Raw genomic sequence first — 16,553 nt, 5'->3', positions numbered from 1 at the left:
AATGAAGGAAGATTAATTTGGAGACAGTAAAGACATCAAATGAAGAATTTTATACTATTCTTAGGGACGCATTTGAAAAGGGCGAGAGTGAAGTATGCGTACCTATCAATGAATTTGTAGAAGATTTGTCAGCAAAGTTATTGATGATTATTAAAGGATCATAGCAGTCATTTCCTTATTCTGACGGATAGGAAGATGCTCAATTTTACCTGATTCTAAATATATGTAAAATACCAAAAGCCCGCTAATCTCTAAGACTAGCGGGCTTTTTCAGCTAGTCATAAGGAACTTTCAATATGCTATTGACCTAGTAAACTTCCATAACTTGGACTATTATAGGAATCTCTTTCTGATGGTATAATAACTTGCCTACTGATTTCCACTATCCGCTAAAGGTGGATGTGTGTGGATATAGTGGGGTAATTATCATTTTTTCATAAAGGAAGAGGGGCTCATCTAGTATGGGAAGTTTGAAAAAGTTATTGGCTGTGATTGCTGTTTTTATCTTTTTGTTTGGTATACTTTCACATTCTGCTTCAGCCAGCAGCAAGTATACGTACTATGTCCACAAAACAGCTTATTTGTATAGCTCAACAAAAAGTTCAAAGGTTAAATTGAAAACCCTTGATATTAATGTAAAGCTAACAACCTATTCAAAAAAGACATCTTCAATGTTCAAAGTTACATACGGGGGAAAAACAGGGTACGTGTATAAATCAAATTTATCCACAGGGACCACTGCTGTTACTAGATATGTAAAAACAGCTTTGAATCTATATACTTCTACTAGTTCTAAAAAGAAGAAAATTACTTCTATTGGAGCGGGAACCGCGCTGACTACAAGAAGCCCGCTTTCTTCCACTATGTATAAAGTGACGTACAAGGGTAAAACCGGATATGTGTATAAAAGCGGCCTGTCTTCCCAAAAGCCAGCAGCTTCAGGGCATGTGTTCGGACAAAGTGTACGCTTCGGCAGTCTCGAAGTGAAGGTAGGCTTGCCTGAGAATGTCGATCCGTATTATGCATTTCAGGATGATTATTCTGGTGTAAATAATGTGGTCCAATTCAAAGTGACAGTGAAAAATGTCGGGAAAGAAACTCAATACGTTGATGGCGGCACTGACTTGAATTTGTATAGCGGAAGTGTATATCAGCACCCATATTACCCGATCTATAACGATCGTACCATTATGGGCACCCTGCATCCAGGGTCTATGACAAGCGGATATGTTTACTATGAAACGAATCCGGACTCGAACTTAAAGCTGGTATTTGATAACTATCAGTACGACAGGAACTTCAATAAAATTAAAGCAATAAGCTTTACTGGCAGGAATTGATTGGATCTTTATGTACATTACAAAGGGAGAGTGTTCACGGTTCATAGTGAATGCTTTCCTTTTTTTTTGTAACGAGGTATGAATAACTTGAATTTCTCGGCAAGTAATGTTAACTAATTTTGGTCTAGTTTATAAGTTATAATGGTTATTGGATAGAAGCAGTCATATTTTTACACGAAAGCAGTTGAAAAGAATGAATAACCGAACCAAAATATCTCTAATCGCAATCATATTGCTGATTTGTATGGGCTTTATGTTCCGCGCCTCCAATACTCCTTATCACCAGCAGGATATCAAACCGCAGCTGAGGAATCTTATCACTCTTACACCCCATTCACTGCCAGACCTTTCTTTTTCGTATGATCATGAAGAAGTGACGTCAAAACTTCCTTATGATTTTATTGAATTTATCATCAGGAAATGCGGCCACATTTTTGAATATACGGTGCTTACACTGATTTTCTTAGCATTGTGGAGCAGCACGAGGCTGCGTAAAGGATTAGTTGTTGTTATTAGTTTTGTATGCTCGTTTGTTTTTGCCTGCAGTGATGAGTTTCATCAATCCTTTGTAGCTGATAGGACGGGGCATTTTATTGATGTGTATACATTCGATTCAGCCGGAATGATACTTGCCATTTTACTTTATGTATTATTTGGAGCAGTGAGGAAAAGGAGGTCTCGGAGAAAGTATGAAGCTAAATAATATCCATCATATTGCCATCATTTGTTCTGATTATGAAAAGTCCAAAGATTTCTATGTCAGAGTTCTTGGGTTAAAACCGGTTCGAGAAGTATACCGAAAAGAAAGAGAGTCGTATAAGCTGGATTTAGAGGTGAACGGACGGTATGCCATAGAATTGTTTTCCTTTCCTGAGCCGCCCAAGCGTCCAAGCTATCCGGAAGCTGCAGGCCTTCGTCACCTTGCTTTTGAAGTAGAAAACATAGATGAGGCAGTAAAAGAACTTGCAGAAGAAAGTATAAGTGCTGAGACAATTCGGATTGATCCATATACAGATAAAAAATTCACCTTTTTCCGTGATCCTGATGGACTGCCGATTGAACTATATGAGATTTAGAAAAATAGTTGGTGCAACTGGCTCCAAACATGATGAATCTAAAAGGAAAAATTAAATGTTGACGGTTTTGATGTGAAAAGGTTTATTAAAAATATAACTTACCTCACAAGTTTCCACCTAGACAGCACAATATCGTGAAGACAACACATCAGTCAGAACTTGATATTATTTTCTTGATGTGAGTAAAGGATTGTGTTTAAAATAATGAGTACCCCCCCTTATTTATCTATATAGATCATTTCGACTTCCTCCGTTTTGGAGGCTTTTTTTATGTTCCTTAACCCTATTTTTGTTTTGAGATTAAAATGACTTCCTAATTGGTTAATCCCTTTTTGGTTGCAAAAAAAAAAGAGCCCGAAAATAAGGACTCCCTTTTGTTAATGCTTTTGCAGAAGTATTAATAACCGCCGTATCCGTAACCGCCTCCGCCGAAACCGCCGGCACAACTACATCCAACAATGATTAGTAGGATAAACAGAACAACCACAAAGCAAAGCCTCTGCCACCGTATCCTCCAACTCCAGATCCATATGACATTTCAAATCCTCCTTTTATACCGGGAAGGTATTACATGAGTTTCATATGCTTGAATAAATGAAATGACAGTCCTTTTCAATGTCATTGGTTAAAGCAAGTCAATATGAACCGGATTTTCCTTGTTGAACCGTGTGTTGAAGGCAATCTTTACCTGCATGTTGTTCGCGTGCCTTCCCTTTTATCGGGCTAAATAGGTGTGATGGAAATATCCTGTAAATACCTATCACTGAAAAAGCAAAAGCAACCTAATATAAGGCTGCTTGAGTGAAAGTAAGTTGGGCCAAGGTGAAGTGATGATTTAGAATATGCTCAATGTCTTTATTTAGTGAATAATGTAGATGGTTGTCCTGTCAAAATGCAAGATTAAGGACGGCTAACCTTCCAGCATGAAGGACACCCGAACCTCCCATGCCGGAAGCCAAGGCGGCGGGATAATCGGTCAAGGGGCAAAAAAGTTTTAGGATGAAAATCGCTGCGCACCATGCAGCTGATATTCTCCAATAAAGAAAATTTAATAGACGGATATATCAAATAAATTATTTTATTCAAAGACGTGGATTCACTTACCGGAGTTAATTGAGGAGGATAGAGAATGAACTATGTAATTAATATATTTTAAATAAATTAGAGTGGAAGAAACCTTAATAAAAGGGTTGTTCATCCATTAATGGGGATTTGAACAAGCAGCATAAAGGGATTTTCGATTCTACCTGAAGATCCTTTTTTCCATATCTATAAAATTGATCATGTTAAAGTATTGTATCAAGTAATTACGCGATACTTTGTTTATCACAAAGATGATATCGATATATAAATTAGACAAAATGAAACCAAACGAACGTTTAATATCGTTATACTATATAGAATTAATAAAAGGGGGTTCCCCATTTGAAGAAGGAACAGGAATTAGTAGAAAGAATAAGGAGAGGAGATAAAGAGGCATTTAGTCTACTGGTAAAGGACTTGCTGCCATCTGCTTATAAAACAGCTTATCTTATACTTAGATCAAAAGAACACGCAGAAGATGCACTTCAAAATGCTCTAGAAGGAGCTTATATTAGCATTATGAAAAGTAAGGATATGACAAATTTTAAAGCATGGTTTTACCGTATCGTTTATTCACGTTCTATAGACATTTATCGAAAAAATAATCGACTTTTACATATTGATATGGATGATAATAGCGAAGCCAAAATGAAAATGACAACTCAATCTGCCCAACATATTGCTATCAATAAAGAAAATAAAAATGAAATGATAGGTCATATAATGAAATTGAAAAAAGAACAGAGTTTACCCATCTTTCTTTATTTTTTTGAAGAGTTGACCGTGAAGGAAATTTCTCTCATTCTCAATGAAAATATCAATACAGTAAAGACTAGGATGAAAAGGGGAAAAGAAAAGTTAGCTCAAACAATTAAAGAATCAAACAGTTTTTCTCAGGAGGTTAAGACTAATGGGTTATAAAAAGGAAGTTATTATCCATTCATTAGACCAGTTACAGGTTCCTAAAACTCTTGAAAAATTTATTGAGGAACTGCCAGAGCGATATGTTGATGGAAATATTAATGAAGAAATAGAAGAACAAATTGATAAAGATTGGAATGCGTTTCGAATTGACGTAAAGAAGCAAAAAAGAACGTTTGGAAAAAAGGCGGTTACTTTCTCGTTATCCCTTGCTGCAGCTTGTGTTCTTTTCATTGGCTCAACATTTGTATCTCCAGCTATGGCAAAAATAGCTTCTAAAATTCCATATCTGAATATGGTAATTGAATCTAAACCAGTAATTGATGAAATTAGTGAGGCTCTTGATGAAAAGGGATATAAATGGGACGGATTAGGTGTTGTTGTTAAACCTAGAGAGGTAAGCGTAATGATAGTTGGTTCAGATGAATACTTCAATCAAGTTAAATTGTCAGTAGAAGAACTTATTAGAGATATATTGAAATCTAGAAATTTTGATGCCTACGAAATAAAAGTGTCAAGAGCTCCAGTTATAGAGGAACCGACTTTAGATGAAAAGAAAGAATGGGAGGAGTATGAAAAAATAAGCGATGTAGTTTTAGAAGTACTACAAAAATATGGTTACAACTCTCTGGGGCAAGAAAATGGAATTAATAATGGTTTGATTGAATTTGAATTACCCAAAACGGAGACGAGAACAGAAGACATTAAAAAACAAATTGTTGAAAGTTTAAGACAGCAACAAATGGGAGAATTCTCAATAAAAGTACACACATATGACCCTTATAAAAGAGAACGAGAAAGTAGATGGTTGCCTATCGTTAATACTATCTCTGAGGGTTTAACCGCAAAATCTGAATATAAAGTAAAGATGGTAGGTTATTCAAATAAATTAATTCCTTTTACCATTTCAATTGAGACGAATTTATCACCTACAGATCCAGATGTAAATGATGTTGTAGATAAAATTGAAAAAACAGTCCAGGAGTTCCTTGATTCAGAGAAAGCACAACATATGATTAAAGACGATCAATATGAAGTCAATATTTATAGTGAAAAGAGAGGAAAATTAAATTAAAGGCAGTGAATAAAAGCTTACTCATAAAGAATGAAGGATAAGAAACTGATTACAACTTATAAATTAGTACGAGAGCTTCCTTATGATGGGGGCTTTTTTATTTGGATAAAAACGGTGTTAACAGCGTTCTACTATACTTCTTATAACGCCCGTCTTTATGATTATAATATAAAAACTTAAAAAATAAGGAAAGGGAGGTTAAGATGAAAATAGTAAACACAGAAAAAGAAGTAAAAAGGAGGTTGAATTTGAAAACAATAGATGCATTAATGATATTGAGTATTGCTCTATTTATTTTATCTGGTTGTAGCATGAAAATAAAAGAAGAAACAAATACTGCAAAAGACAATCCGAAGAACAGCGTATTTAATTTAGATATGGATTCGATTAAAGATCTGCAAAACGGAGCTTTAAGAGGAACGCCTTTTAAACTTGATAAGACTTTGAAGTTGAGCGATATCGAGAAAGATTGGGGCAAACCAGAAGAGCATCGTGACTTGGAAGAACGCCAACTGTATCGGTATACGATTAAAAATCAAACGTTTTATATTTATGTAGATGAAATGAACGAGATAAATAATATTCAAGTAGAACTGAATTATTCAAAATCCGAGATTATAAAGTTAATGGGCGAACCTTCAAAACCAGGTCATATCTTTATTTATGAAAAGGAAAATCATGTTATTCAATTTGAGAAATTTGATAAATGGAGACTCATTTTACGTACAAAATAAAGGGTGTTAGGTTGTATTATTACCTTTTCACAAGAGCAAATCCCTCTCTGTAGCTTCTTCTAAGTTAGATAAAGCCCAGGAAAAAGAGCAGCATTGGATTAAGACTCTTTCAGAAGGCGCCGTTGGTGGAGTACAACAAATGCAAAAAAAACATACTTTCTAAATTACTAAAATAATATCTGGAGATTTCCACTCAAAGCAAGTAAAAGAGATAAGATAAAATGAATTTTATAGATAAATATGATTAAGGTGGGAAGAAAATGTTAATGCTTATTGGCGTTTTAGCAGGAATTACTGTTTCTATTATAGGTTCACTTTTCTTTGGAATGATTCCTGCTTTTTGGTTCTTCACTTTATTTAAGTTAACAATTATTCCATCAATACTTGTATTTATAGTACTAACTTACAAAATAAAACCTACCTTTAACCAAAGCACCAATTGGCTGTATAGCTTTTGTTCTTTATTAATTATTACTCTCTGAGCAATGAAATCCGCTGAATGCTGCCTGGGGAAGGATGGGCGCTTTTATTGTAAAGAAAAGGTCATTATAGGATACAAATAAGTTTAAGGAGTAAAAGAAACCATGAATCAAATTTCTTTTGAGTCTCTTCTTTTTGAAGATAATAAAAATGGTAGAACCTCCACCGCCTATCCCTAAAATCATAATTTGTTATAAGGGCAAAGCCATTGAAAAGTGGTGACGCAAAGCTAAAGGGGCTTCATTGTTAAACACTAAGCCAGCCAGCTGCCGAAACTACCTTCCAGCGAATTATGGGACTTGGGAGAGGATTGTATGATTAACTTTGTGATTGGGGTATTTGCCGGATCTTTTTTTTATGCTGTTCATAATGAGTTTAATGTTTGCAGCTAAAAGAGGCGATATGTATCAGTGATAAGGAATAGATAACCGGATGCCCTAGGTGTCTGGTTTTTTCATGAAAAAAATGATAGATATTGCACAGAAATCTGCCGCCCGTCAGGTGTCTGTTGATTCGATTGTAAGAGGGATGAAATCACAGCGAAATGAATAAGATGAATTAGTCTAAATAACAAGCTTATCACTTATCAGGTAATGGGCTTTTAAGCATGTACTTGGGATACAGCCAACTTTTTGGATCTAACGCTTAAATTTGGTAAACAATACCACTTAACCTTTATTTCAATCCCCTTTCTTGTATAATGATACTAAATACTTAAGAGGAGGAAATTAATATGCAAAAAAACTTAATATTCTTTTTAAACCAACAAGTAGGGGTGAACAATAGAATAGTAAGTTTTTAAAGGCTTATTCAAAATCATTCACTCCTGCTTGTCTTTAATTTAGCAAACAATTCATTTATTATAGCAGGAGGATAAAAATTCATGAAAAAAGGTACGTTAGCTTCACATAATATTCGTGTTTTATTTTGGTCTAGTTTATTTGGAAGTGTTCAGTTCATCCAACCTGTACTTGCTTTGTTTTATTTTGCAAGAGGACTCGATGAAGCGTCAATACTTTGGGTCATGCTCTTTTGGAGTATAGGTGTTTTAATTGGGGAAGTCCCAACTGGAATGTTTGCAGATCGGTATGGGGCAAAACAATCGTTTATGATAGGTGCCATATTGAGTATTGTTAGTCATAGTATGCTTATATGGGCTTATGAACCGTGGGTGTTCTTTGCTAGTAGTCTTGTAAGTGGTTTTGCCGTTACCTTTTTTAGTGGTGCGGATGAAGCATTACTATACGAATCATTAAAAGAGTCTAATGAAGAAAACATGATGGATAGAGCCATGGGTCTCATCCAATCGGCGCAATTTATTATTATGGTAGTCGTACTGATTCTTGGAGCAATAATTGCTAAAGACTTAACGAACAAGCAATTTAATTTGCTTATTATGCTAGGTATAGTTTTTCAATCGGTCCAACTTGTCATACTAACTTTTATAAAAAATCCATCAAACCACGGAAATTATCGTGAAAATCCATTTAATCAAGTTAAAGAAGGCATTCTTGCGATAAAAAAAGCGCCACAGGTATTATGGATGTTTTTAAATATTACTCTGGTGTTTATCCCAACAGCAGCCATCTTCGATAAGTTTAGTGACAAATTACTTAGTGATGCTGGTCTACCAGTCTATTTAATTGGCTTTGTGTTATCGGGACTAGCATTATTAAGCTTCTTTGTCTCAAGATCAATTGGCTGGATCACGTCCAAAATTTCACGAGTAACCGTTTTATATGGTAGCGGATTGATTGGTGTAATGGGACTTTTACTTGCCGCATATTTCAGAGAAACTTTATGGATTCTACTTGGTGTAATGGTATTACTTCGATTTGTGAGAACTGTAAGATATCCTGTATATTCACAATTGGCAAATGAAGTTATTCCTTCACACGTAAGGGCTACAACGATTTCTTTACTTTCAATCGTTGACTCTTTCTGTGACATCTTAATTTTTAGTAGTGTTGCAGGTATTGCAGTATTTGGATTTGATAAAATGTTTCTTGTAAGTGCAGCTATTGCTTTCATTGGAATTATGCTGCCCATTCGACCAGTGGTTAAAGTTACTAAGGAAACTTCTGCTTAAAAATAAGCAGCATTTCTTATTGGCTAAATTGCTCAGGAACTTAATATTAATGTTGAACCCATTAAAATGGTCGGACTTTCCAAAGGATGGATTGTCGTAAGAAGGCAATGAAAGCTTTAAACATAATTAATATGTGCCCGCTAATCTTCTGGTTAGCGGGCTTTTTCATGTGCAGGGCCACAGAGAATGAATCTTTTTAGCTTGCAGAAACTCTTTCAAAATAAGCAGTTAATTTATTCTCGATTAACCGGATAGGTTCTGCATATGGAGAGCTTTCATTATATTCAATGTGAATTGCTATATTTGGAACCTTTCTTTCTAGCGGAACGATTTTTAATGGAAGAGAAGATAGATTGGCGATTTGGAACAACGCTGTTTTGGGCAAAATTGTGTAGCCTTTTTTGGAGGAAATCAGTGAACACATCACATTGATGTTATCAACGATCTGGCACTTTTTTATGTCCAGCTTGCTTCTTATGGAATTGATTAATTTTTTGTTGTTTGCAAGCACTGGGTTATCAAGCAGGAGAAAGGGTTTGTCTACCCGTCCTAAATGGTGGATGTCCTTTTCCATCAGGGCCCAATCTTCGTCGGGGCATATCAGGACCATTTCATCTTCAAAGAGCGGCCGGCTATAGTGGCCTGTTTTTCTTTCATTTTGATAAAAGATGGCGAGGTGAATCCCGTTATATTCAAGCATATCCTTTAAGGTATCAGTGGGCTTTGTGAAGAATTGATAATCCAATTGCGGGAAGTGATTGCTTAAATCCGCAATAATACTATCTGTGAAAACAGGGGCCAGCCAGATGTTCATCCCAATTCGTATCCTTTGCTGAGGGAGATTTGATGTTTCTTTTAAATGTGCGTCATAACCAATAAGATCGCTGAAGTTCGTAAAAACCGCAGAGGCATTGCTTAATTCCCGCAGAAGCTGAATCGCATAGGGTAAAAAGTAATCTCCTTGTTTCGATAAAGTAACACCTTCCCAGCTTCTCTCCAGCAATGTAAACCCAAGGCTTTCCTCAAGCTTTCGAATTCTCGTACTAAGTGTCGGCTGCGTAATATGCAGGGAAGCCGCCGCTTTGGATATGCTTTTCTTATTAGCAACCGTTAAAAAAGATTCTAATCCGTCTATATCCATTACCGCACACATCCTGTCTTATGCATTTTTTTGTATGTATATGCGCTCTTTTGTTAGCTGAATTTTCTTATTATTGTATATATTACAACGATTTTTCTATATTCACAATAAAAACTAGTAAATAAATCATAGAAAAACCGCCAGCTTTTCAAGCCTTGATAGGGTATAAAAATTTTTTATTACTTGCTGGCAGACAGACCGTGCTAAGATTTATCTATGAATAATTAAAAAATTCAGAAAATAAGGGTGATGATATGCAAAACACGGGTTTGGATGAATTCACAGAGATTATCGATAAAGTGAAGGAATGGAGAAGATATCTGCATCAGCATCCGGAGCTGTCGTTTAAAGAAGAAAAAACGGCTCAATTCGTGTATGAGCAGCTGAACTCCTTCGGCGGGCTAAGAGTGTCTCGCCCAACCAAGACAAGTGTAGTTGCTGCACTGTCAGGAAGCAAGCCAGGGAAGGTATTGGGCTTGCGTGCAGATATGGATGCTCTTCCAATCCAAGAGGAAAATCAAGTGGATTATGTGTCCCAAAACCCCGGAGTGATGCATGCCTGCGGACATGATGGACATACGGCCATGCTGCTTGGCGCTGCCAAACTATTAAGCCGGCAGAAAGAGGATATCGAAGGGGAAATCCGTTTTATCTTTCAGCATGCGGAAGAGCTGCCTCCAGGCGGTGCACAGGAGTTAGTGGATGCAGGGGTTCTAGATGATGTGGATTATATCGTAGGAATCCATCTCATGTCGACGATCCCAAAAGGCAAGGTGGGCATTGTTTACGGTCCGGTAACCGCTAACTCGGATACCTTTGATGTAACGATTAAGGGAAAAGGCGGGCATTCTTCACAGCCGGAAAATTCCGTTGATCCTGTGCTGATGGCCGCACAATTTATCACAAGCCTTCAGCAGATTGTCTCAAGAAATCTCGATCCAGCAGAGAAGCTTGTTGTTTCGACAACAACACTTCAGGCGGGCATTGCTAAAAATGTCATTCCTGAAACTGTACATATTGGCGGATCGGTCAGGTCGTTTTTGCCCGAGGTTCGGGAGCTGGCGGTTACATCGATTGAACAAATTGCAAAGGGTGTAACGGATGCTCACGGCGGTTCTTATGATTTTCAGTATCACTATGGATACAGTTCAGTGGTCAATGACAGAGAACTCACGAAGGTTGTGGAGGAGTTCATCTTGGAGGAATTTGGCCGTGACTATGTTGAACATGGTGAAGGAGCTATGGGAGGCGAAGATTTTTCCGCGTACCTGCAAAAAGCACCCGGCTGCTTTATCCCTGTTGGTGCAGGAAATGCGAAGAAAGGCATTACCTATCCGCATCACCATCCGCGCTTTGATATCGATGAAGATGCATTGGAAGATGGTGTACGGATATTTGTGAATCTATCTAAAAAAATCCTGAAAGCTGAGGCGGAAAAACAGGAGGTGTCAGCGGGATGAGTACAATCTTAGTAACGGAACAATTAATTGAAGAAGTAAAAGATACGGTAATCGGGTGGAGAAGATATCTGCATCAGCATCCTGAATTATCTTTTCAGGAGGAAAAGACCTCTCAATTTGTTTATGAAATGCTTGAAAGCTTTGGAGGTTTAGAGATTACCAGGCCAACAAAAACATGTGTGATGGCTGTGTTAAAGGGAAATCAGCCTGGACGGGTGCTGGCGATGCGCGCCGATATGGATGCTTTGGCGATCATGGAGGAAAATGATTTCGAATTTGTTTCCGAAAACCCTGGTGTGATGCATGCCTGCGGCCATGATGGACATACGGCGATGCTGCTTGGGGCCGCGAAGGTTCTTACTCAGCTGAAGGATCAGATCATTGGTGAAGTTCGGTTCATTTTTCAGCATGCAGAGGAGATACCACCCGGCGGAGCAGCTGAAATGGTGAAAGCAGGGGTGCTTGAAGGAGCGGATTATGTAATCGGGCTTCATTTATCCTCACCCATTCCTACTGGGAAAATTGGCATTGGGTACGGAACGCTTTCTGCTAACTGTGATGTTTTTAACATCGCCATCAACGGCAAAGGCGGGCATTCCTCACAGCCTAATACAGCAATCGATCCTGTCGTCATCAGTGCTCAAGTGGTGACAAACCTTCAATCCATTGTGTCCCGCAACATTGCGACAAGAGAGAAGGTTGTGCTTTCCGTCACACAGATTCACGGAGGTACCGCCCAAAATATTATCCCGCAAAGTGTTACTTTAAATGGTACAGTCAGAAGCTTTGATCCTGACATTCGTAAAAAAGTACCGGAATTAATGGAACGAATCGTAAAAGGAATCACAGATGCACACGGAGCTTCCTATGAATTTGATTATGAATTTGGATACAGCAGCGTTGTGAATGAAGAAAAGCTGACTGCGAAAATGGAGAACGTTATCGAATCAGCGCTTGGTGAGGAATTCATTCTCCGCCTGCCTTCATGTTTCATGATGGGAAGTGAAGATTTCTCTGCTTTTTCAGAAGAGGTGCCTGGCTGCTTCCTTTTAGTAGCAGCAGGAAATGAAGAAAAGGGGATTATCCATCCTCACCATCATCCGCGTTTTTCCGTTGACGAAGCTGCGCTTGAGCATGGAATGAAAATTCTGGTGGAAGCACCGCTTCGATTAAACAAAGAATAGCAGGTTAGGATTCATCTTTGCAGCACAAAAAAATTCACTGTGAGAAAGAAGGGAATGACATGATGAATCCGGTATACGCCACGTTGATTGTACTGGCTATTATTACAGTTGGTGAAATAGTTTCGATTGTATCGAGGGCAAAGGTTCCGACATTGCTCGTTATGATGTTCGGTACATTCATTCTTTTTAAAACAGGAATTGTTCCAAGCAATATCATTGAAGCATCGACCTTTGCAGTGGTCGGGACGGTCCTGCAGCCGGCACTATTAGTCCACATGGGAACGCTGATTCCTATGAAGGTATTAAAGGGCCAATATAAAGCGGTATTGATTACATTAATAGGACTAGCCTGTTCGGTTATCCTGATGCTTCTCATTGTTCCGATTTTCTTCGATTATAAAACGGCTGTAGCAGGTGCAGGGCCAATGACTGGAGGACTCATTGCCTACATCTTAACAGCGGAAGCCCTTAAAAAAGCGGGACTGGCTGCATTGGTATTGATTCCGATCATTGTACTGACCCTTCACAGTGTTGTCGGGATGCCGCTGACTTCTTTCTTACTTAGGAGGCATGCCACAAACCTTCGCCGTACCATCGATGCCGGAACCTTCATTGCCTCAGGTGTTGCAACAGCGGAAGTCATAGAGTTCGAGCAGCCAATCGTTGAAAAGAAAAAAAGGAACCTGATTCCGGAAAAGTTTCAGCAAAGCAGCTTTATCCTCTTGTTTTTGATTTTCATTGGAAGCGCCCTTGCAGTGGCACTTCAGGGAGTAACCGGTATCAGCTACAGCTTATGGGGTTTAGCCATTGGGATTGCAGGTTCTTACTTTGGCTTTTATCCGGAAAAGGTGCTGGAAAAAGCCAATGGATTCAGCATTGCAATGGTGGGACTGGTTTTCATCGTCCTTAGTTCATTATCAAGCGTTACGATCAAAAGCATTGTCAGTGTCCTGCCAGCTGTTGCTTTGATAATTATTGTCGGTGCAGCAGGACTGGTGATCGGCGGTATAATCGGTTCGAAAATTTTCAAATGGGATCCTTATAAAGGAGTTGCCGTTGTACTGACTGCCATGTATGGATTCCCTGGTGACTTCCTGATATCACAGGAAGTGAGCCGAAGTGTTGGAAGAACGAAAGAAGAAGAAGAACAGATTCTCGGAGAAATATTGCCGCCGATGCTTATTGGAGGATTTACCTCGGTTACGATTGGCTCAGTCATCATTGCCAGCATTCTTGTAAAAACCTTATAAATTCAGGAGGGGAAAAATATGGCTTATATATTGATCAAAAACGGAACTCTTATAGATGGAATAGGAAATGAACCTGTCCGTCATGCAGCGGTATTAATTAAGGATAATAGAATTGAAGAGGTTGGCACATTGGATTCGATCACTGCTCCAAATGATGCCGAGGTGATTGATGCCGAGGGTGGATACATTCTTCCGGGTCTCATCGATACACATGTCCATATGATGTTTGAAGTGAAGGATATGCGCGAGACACTTGTCACTCCTTTTTCACTTAAGTTCTACCAGGCTATTGAACATTTGAAGCGCACATTAAATGTGGGGATCACCACCGTCCGGGATGCAGGTTTTACTGATGTCGGTGTGAAACAGGCGGTTGAACAGGGATTGATTAAAGGACCGCGGATGCAGGTCAGCATCAATCCATTAACGATTACTGGGGGCCACGGGGATTCCTGGATGCGCTCAGGCATAGATGTTACAAGCAAGACCTACCCGGGAATGCCGTCCGGTTTATGCGACGGTCCAGAAGAAGTCCGCAAAAGAGTAAGGGAGATGCTTAGGGCAGGCGCTGATATTATTAAGGTCCATGCGACAGGGGGAGTTATGAGCCCGACAGATCATCCGGAATTCACTCAGTTTTCTGAAGAAGAGCTCTCCATTATCGTTCAGGAAGCTGCCTTCCGCCGGGGCGTCAAGGTCATGGCCCACGCCCAGGGAGCGGAAGGAGTGAAAAATGCCGTCCGTGCTGGCATTCATTCCATTGAACATGGAATTTTCCTCGATGATGAAGCAATTGAATTGATGCTTAAAAAAGGCACCTACCTTGTGCCGACACTGCTTGCTCCTGTTTCTGTTCTTGAAGCGAGCAAAAATACAGAAAACATGCCGGAGTATGCCGTGGCAAAAGCGCGGGAAGTCGTCGATATTCACCGCGAGAGTGTTGCCAAAGCATATAAAGCTGGAGTGAAAATTGCAATGGGTACAGATGCAGGAGTCATGCCTCATGGCACCAACCTGCGCGAGCTGGGACTTATGTGCAGCATCGGAATGACTCCAATGGAAGCCATTGTTGCTACAACCAAAGTGGCAGCCGAATGCATGGGCTGGGGAGACCGGGTAGGAACACTGGAAAAAGGGAAAGCAGCCGATTTTGTTATTACTAAAACAAACCCCGTGGAAAATATCACATCCCTTGAAGACTCCAAAAATATTGTACTGGTGGCAAAAGACGGTGTGGTTGAAAAAGACCTGCGCGTGAGAAGTGAGCAGCTAGTAGCACAGGTTTAAATATTAAAAGACTGGCCCGCTAATGAATAGTTAGCGGGCTTTTTAAGTTGTATGTTAAGAGGGAGAAATTCTGGTGAAGAGGCAGCGGATTGCTTTAGTTTTTTTTATATAGATATTGACATGTCTAATGAATGATAGTAAATTTATGATATTCTTTATAGAGAACTAATTATTCTTTATATAGTTATAGGACAGTTTATTAAGCTATTAATTCTAGAGAAAAGCAAACTTTCCGAAAGGTTAGGACGCAAAGCCACAGATCTAAAGCAAATGCTAAGATGGCTGGGCTGCCACAAAAAGGATGAAGGACATTATGCCATTATTTTATATGAAAGAAATATGGACGCCACTAAAAATGGTCGGAATCAGATTTTATAGAGCAGATGATGACATTCTTTATATTAAGTTTTTAAGTAAGCCACGCAGGAAAGTTATGCGATAATTTTTTTGGTTGTTTGTTCTTTATTAAGAATTTTAAGGCGGGTATAGACGAACAAAACAGCATTAAAAATTCAAATGTGAATTTTAATGCTGTTTTTTGTGTGAAAGAAATTTATATACACCCGTCCCATTCAGAAAATGGAGGCTGAATTCCGCTTCAGGATGCTCGTTTTCCGAGGGGCGGATGTTGAGCACGATGATTATGAGAAGGCACGCGATTTCGAAAGGAAATGGCGGTACTTCTGAAGTTGCACGATTCCGAGAGAAAGTCGCATGATTATCACGAAAAGTTGCACGATTTCGGAATAAACTTGCATGATTTTCATAAAAAGTCGCATGATTCTAAAGGAAAGCTGCATGATTCCGAGGTGGACAGATACCTTTAATAGTTTGCATTTGTCTAAGTTCAGTTTTTCATGGCTAATGAATATAGTATTTGTTCAATCATTATAGTCATTGAGACTTTGGGGAACTGAATTCGCAAAAGGTACAGATTTTATGCCCATTAAAAGAAGCCAAATGTCTATGAAAGTGGAAATGAAATTTACACATTTTGCAGAGACTTTGGATTGATTCCATCCTTATTGAAAATATAGCTATTTTTAGAAAGAAACAGAGGTATAACCAAATTATAAAGAAAAGAGCTTAAATTCAAAGCTCTTTTTGTGTTTTATAAGCAATTACATGGTATCAAGTTTATAGATTTTATAGGTCCAATTCATGGTATCTGAGTAATCGGCCAGTATTATAAATTCACCTTTATCTATAGTCACTTTATAGGTGTCGCTGCCCAAATATTTTACTATATCAATTTTATAGCCTTTAAAGTATTGAGCCAATTCATCGATTTCTTTAAAACTGTTTTGGTTTATAATACCTAAACTATTATGGAACAGCTTTCCTGTTAAGTTATACGGTGCTAAAACACTTATGTATTAGATGAAAGCTATTAAGATCATTGCCGTTAAGAACGGAAAAACCTTTGAGCGTCT

General features: G+C 38.5%; 14 protein-coding genes, 1 pseudogene and 2 riboswitches. Of the genes and pseudogenes, 13 read left to right on the top strand and 2 right to left on the bottom strand.

Features of this window, described 5'->3' with window-relative positions; all coding sequences use genetic code 11:
- Positions 1–17 precede the first annotated feature (17 nt).
- The 4 genes from BM126_RS22355 (at position 18) to BM126_RS10685 (ending at position 2,416) form a co-directional block, all read left to right on the top strand.
- A complete protein-coding gene (locus tag BM126_RS22355; RefSeq protein ID WP_177201397.1) occupies positions 18–164 on the top strand; it encodes a YwzD family small protein in 147 nt (48 codons plus the stop codon).
- Between the two features lie 297 nt (positions 165–461).
- A complete protein-coding gene (locus BM126_RS10695; RefSeq protein ID WP_090989506.1) occupies positions 462–1,340 on the top strand; it encodes a DUF4352 domain-containing protein in 879 nt (292 codons plus the stop codon).
- A 193-nt stretch (positions 1,341–1,533) separates the two neighbouring features.
- The gene (locus BM126_RS10690; RefSeq protein ID WP_090989505.1) at positions 1,534–2,043 is read left to right on the top strand and encodes a VanZ family protein; all 510 of its coding nucleotides are present in this window, start codon (positions 1,534–1,536) and stop codon (positions 2,041–2,043) included.
- Positions 2,030–2,416 (top strand): SMU1112c/YaeR family gloxylase I-like metalloprotein, encoded by a 387-nt coding sequence (locus tag BM126_RS10685; protein WP_090989504.1) that lies wholly within the window; start codon positions 2,030–2,032, stop codon positions 2,414–2,416. The genes BM126_RS10690 and BM126_RS10685 overlap by 14 nt, the downstream gene beginning before the upstream one ends.
- Before the next feature lie 397 nt (positions 2,417–2,813).
- On the opposite strand, the pseudogene BM126_RS23305 reads toward BM126_RS10685, so the two are convergent.
- A pseudogene (locus BM126_RS23305) lies at positions 2,814–2,903 on the bottom strand (YjcZ family sporulation protein); the annotation flags it as partial.
- Between the two features lie 938 nt (positions 2,904–3,841).
- On the opposite strand from BM126_RS23305, the gene BM126_RS10675 reads away from it, so the two are divergent.
- The 5 genes from BM126_RS10675 (at position 3,842) to BM126_RS10655 (ending at position 8,798) form a co-directional block, all read left to right on the top strand.
- Positions 3,842–4,420, top strand: coding sequence for an RNA polymerase sigma factor (locus tag BM126_RS10675; protein ID WP_090989503.1), 579 nt, complete (start codon positions 3,842–3,844; stop codon positions 4,418–4,420).
- Positions 4,410–5,495, top strand: a complete 1,086-nt coding sequence (locus tag BM126_RS10670) for a DUF4179 domain-containing protein (RefSeq protein ID WP_090989502.1) — start codon at positions 4,410–4,412, stop codon at positions 5,493–5,495. The genes BM126_RS10675 and BM126_RS10670 overlap by 11 nt, the downstream gene beginning before the upstream one ends.
- Positions 5,496–5,743: 248 nt before the next feature.
- A complete protein-coding gene (locus tag BM126_RS10665) occupies positions 5,744–6,229 on the top strand; it encodes a hypothetical protein (protein ID WP_141770061.1) in 486 nt (161 codons plus the stop codon).
- Between the two features lie 260 nt (positions 6,230–6,489).
- Complete coding sequence (locus BM126_RS10660; RefSeq protein WP_090989500.1) at positions 6,490–6,711, top strand: hypothetical protein; 222 nt, start codon at positions 6,490–6,492, stop codon at positions 6,709–6,711.
- Between the two features lie 186 nt (positions 6,712–6,897).
- Positions 6,898–6,983: riboswitch (cyclic di-GMP riboswitch) on the top strand.
- 609 nt (positions 6,984–7,592) lie between these two features.
- Positions 7,593–8,798: an MFS transporter gene (locus BM126_RS10655; protein ID WP_090989499.1), complete on the top strand. Its 1,206-nt coding sequence runs from the start codon at positions 7,593–7,595 to the stop codon at positions 8,796–8,798.
- 196 nt (positions 8,799–8,994) lie between these two features.
- Here the strand turns inward: BM126_RS10655 and BM126_RS10650 are convergent, their stop codons facing one another.
- Positions 8,995–9,939: a LysR family transcriptional regulator gene (locus tag BM126_RS10650; RefSeq protein WP_177201396.1), complete on the bottom strand. Its 945-nt coding sequence runs from the start codon at positions 9,937–9,939 to the stop codon at positions 8,995–8,997.
- Positions 9,940–10,193: 254 nt separating this feature from the next.
- On the opposite strand from BM126_RS10650, the gene BM126_RS10645 reads away from it, so the two are divergent.
- From BM126_RS10645 to BM126_RS10630, 4 genes are read left to right on the top strand one after another with little or no spacing between them, the layout of a single operon-like run.
- Complete coding sequence (locus BM126_RS10645; RefSeq protein ID WP_090989497.1) at positions 10,194–11,399, top strand: M20 metallopeptidase family protein; 1,206 nt, start codon at positions 10,194–10,196, stop codon at positions 11,397–11,399.
- A complete protein-coding gene (locus BM126_RS10640) occupies positions 11,396–12,583 on the top strand; it encodes an amidohydrolase (RefSeq protein WP_090989496.1) in 1,188 nt (395 codons plus the stop codon). The genes BM126_RS10645 and BM126_RS10640 overlap by 4 nt, the downstream gene beginning before the upstream one ends.
- A 59-nt stretch (positions 12,584–12,642) precedes the next feature.
- A complete protein-coding gene (locus tag BM126_RS10635) occupies positions 12,643–13,833 on the top strand; it encodes a hypothetical protein (protein WP_256213060.1) in 1,191 nt (396 codons plus the stop codon).
- An 18-nt stretch (positions 13,834–13,851) separates the two neighbouring features.
- Entirely contained in the window at positions 13,852–15,120 is a 1,269-nt protein-coding gene (locus tag BM126_RS10630) for a metal-dependent hydrolase family protein (RefSeq protein WP_090989495.1), read from the top strand.
- A 212-nt stretch (positions 15,121–15,332) separates the two neighbouring features.
- A riboswitch (cyclic di-GMP riboswitch) is annotated at positions 15,333–15,415 on the top strand.
- Positions 15,416–16,553: the final 1,138 nt, after the last annotated feature.

Source organism: Bacillus sp. OV322, assembly GCF_900112495.1.
Lineage (GTDB): Bacteria > Bacillota > Bacilli > Bacillales > DSM-1321 > Peribacillus.
The sequence above is the reverse complement of the archived record's forward strand: the minus strand, read 5'-3'. Positions and strand labels throughout refer to the sequence as shown.

What these genes read in the sequence shown, in the direction of transcription:
- BM126_RS10630 (WP_090989495.1), top strand. Translation starts at nt 13,852, where the DNA reads ATGGCTTATATATTGATCAAAAACGGAACTCTTATAGATGGAATAGGA.
- BM126_RS10635 (WP_256213060.1), top strand. Translation starts at nt 12,643, where the DNA reads ATGATGAATCCGGTATACGCCACGTTGATTGTACTGGCTATTATTACA.
- BM126_RS10655 (WP_090989499.1), top strand. Translation starts at nt 7,593, where the DNA reads ATGAAAAAAGGTACGTTAGCTTCACATAATATTCGTGTTTTATTTTGG.
- BM126_RS10685 (WP_090989504.1), top strand. Translation starts at nt 2,030, where the DNA reads ATGAAGCTAAATAATATCCATCATATTGCCATCATTTGTTCTGATTAT.
- BM126_RS10640 (WP_090989496.1), top strand. Translation starts at nt 11,396, where the DNA reads ATGAGTACAATCTTAGTAACGGAACAATTAATTGAAGAAGTAAAAGAT.
- BM126_RS10670 (WP_090989502.1), top strand. Translation starts at nt 4,410, where the DNA reads ATGGGTTATAAAAAGGAAGTTATTATCCATTCATTAGACCAGTTACAG.
- BM126_RS10650 (WP_177201396.1), bottom strand. Translation starts at nt 9,939, where the DNA reads ATGGATATAGACGGATTAGAATCTTTTTTAACGGTTGCTAATAAGAAA.
- BM126_RS10660 (WP_090989500.1), top strand. Translation starts at nt 6,490, where the DNA reads ATGTTAATGCTTATTGGCGTTTTAGCAGGAATTACTGTTTCTATTATA.
- BM126_RS10645 (WP_090989497.1), top strand. Translation starts at nt 10,194, where the DNA reads ATGCAAAACACGGGTTTGGATGAATTCACAGAGATTATCGATAAAGTG.
- BM126_RS10695 (WP_090989506.1), top strand. Translation starts at nt 462, where the DNA reads ATGGGAAGTTTGAAAAAGTTATTGGCTGTGATTGCTGTTTTTATCTTT.
- BM126_RS10690 (WP_090989505.1), top strand. Translation starts at nt 1,534, where the DNA reads ATGAATAACCGAACCAAAATATCTCTAATCGCAATCATATTGCTGATT.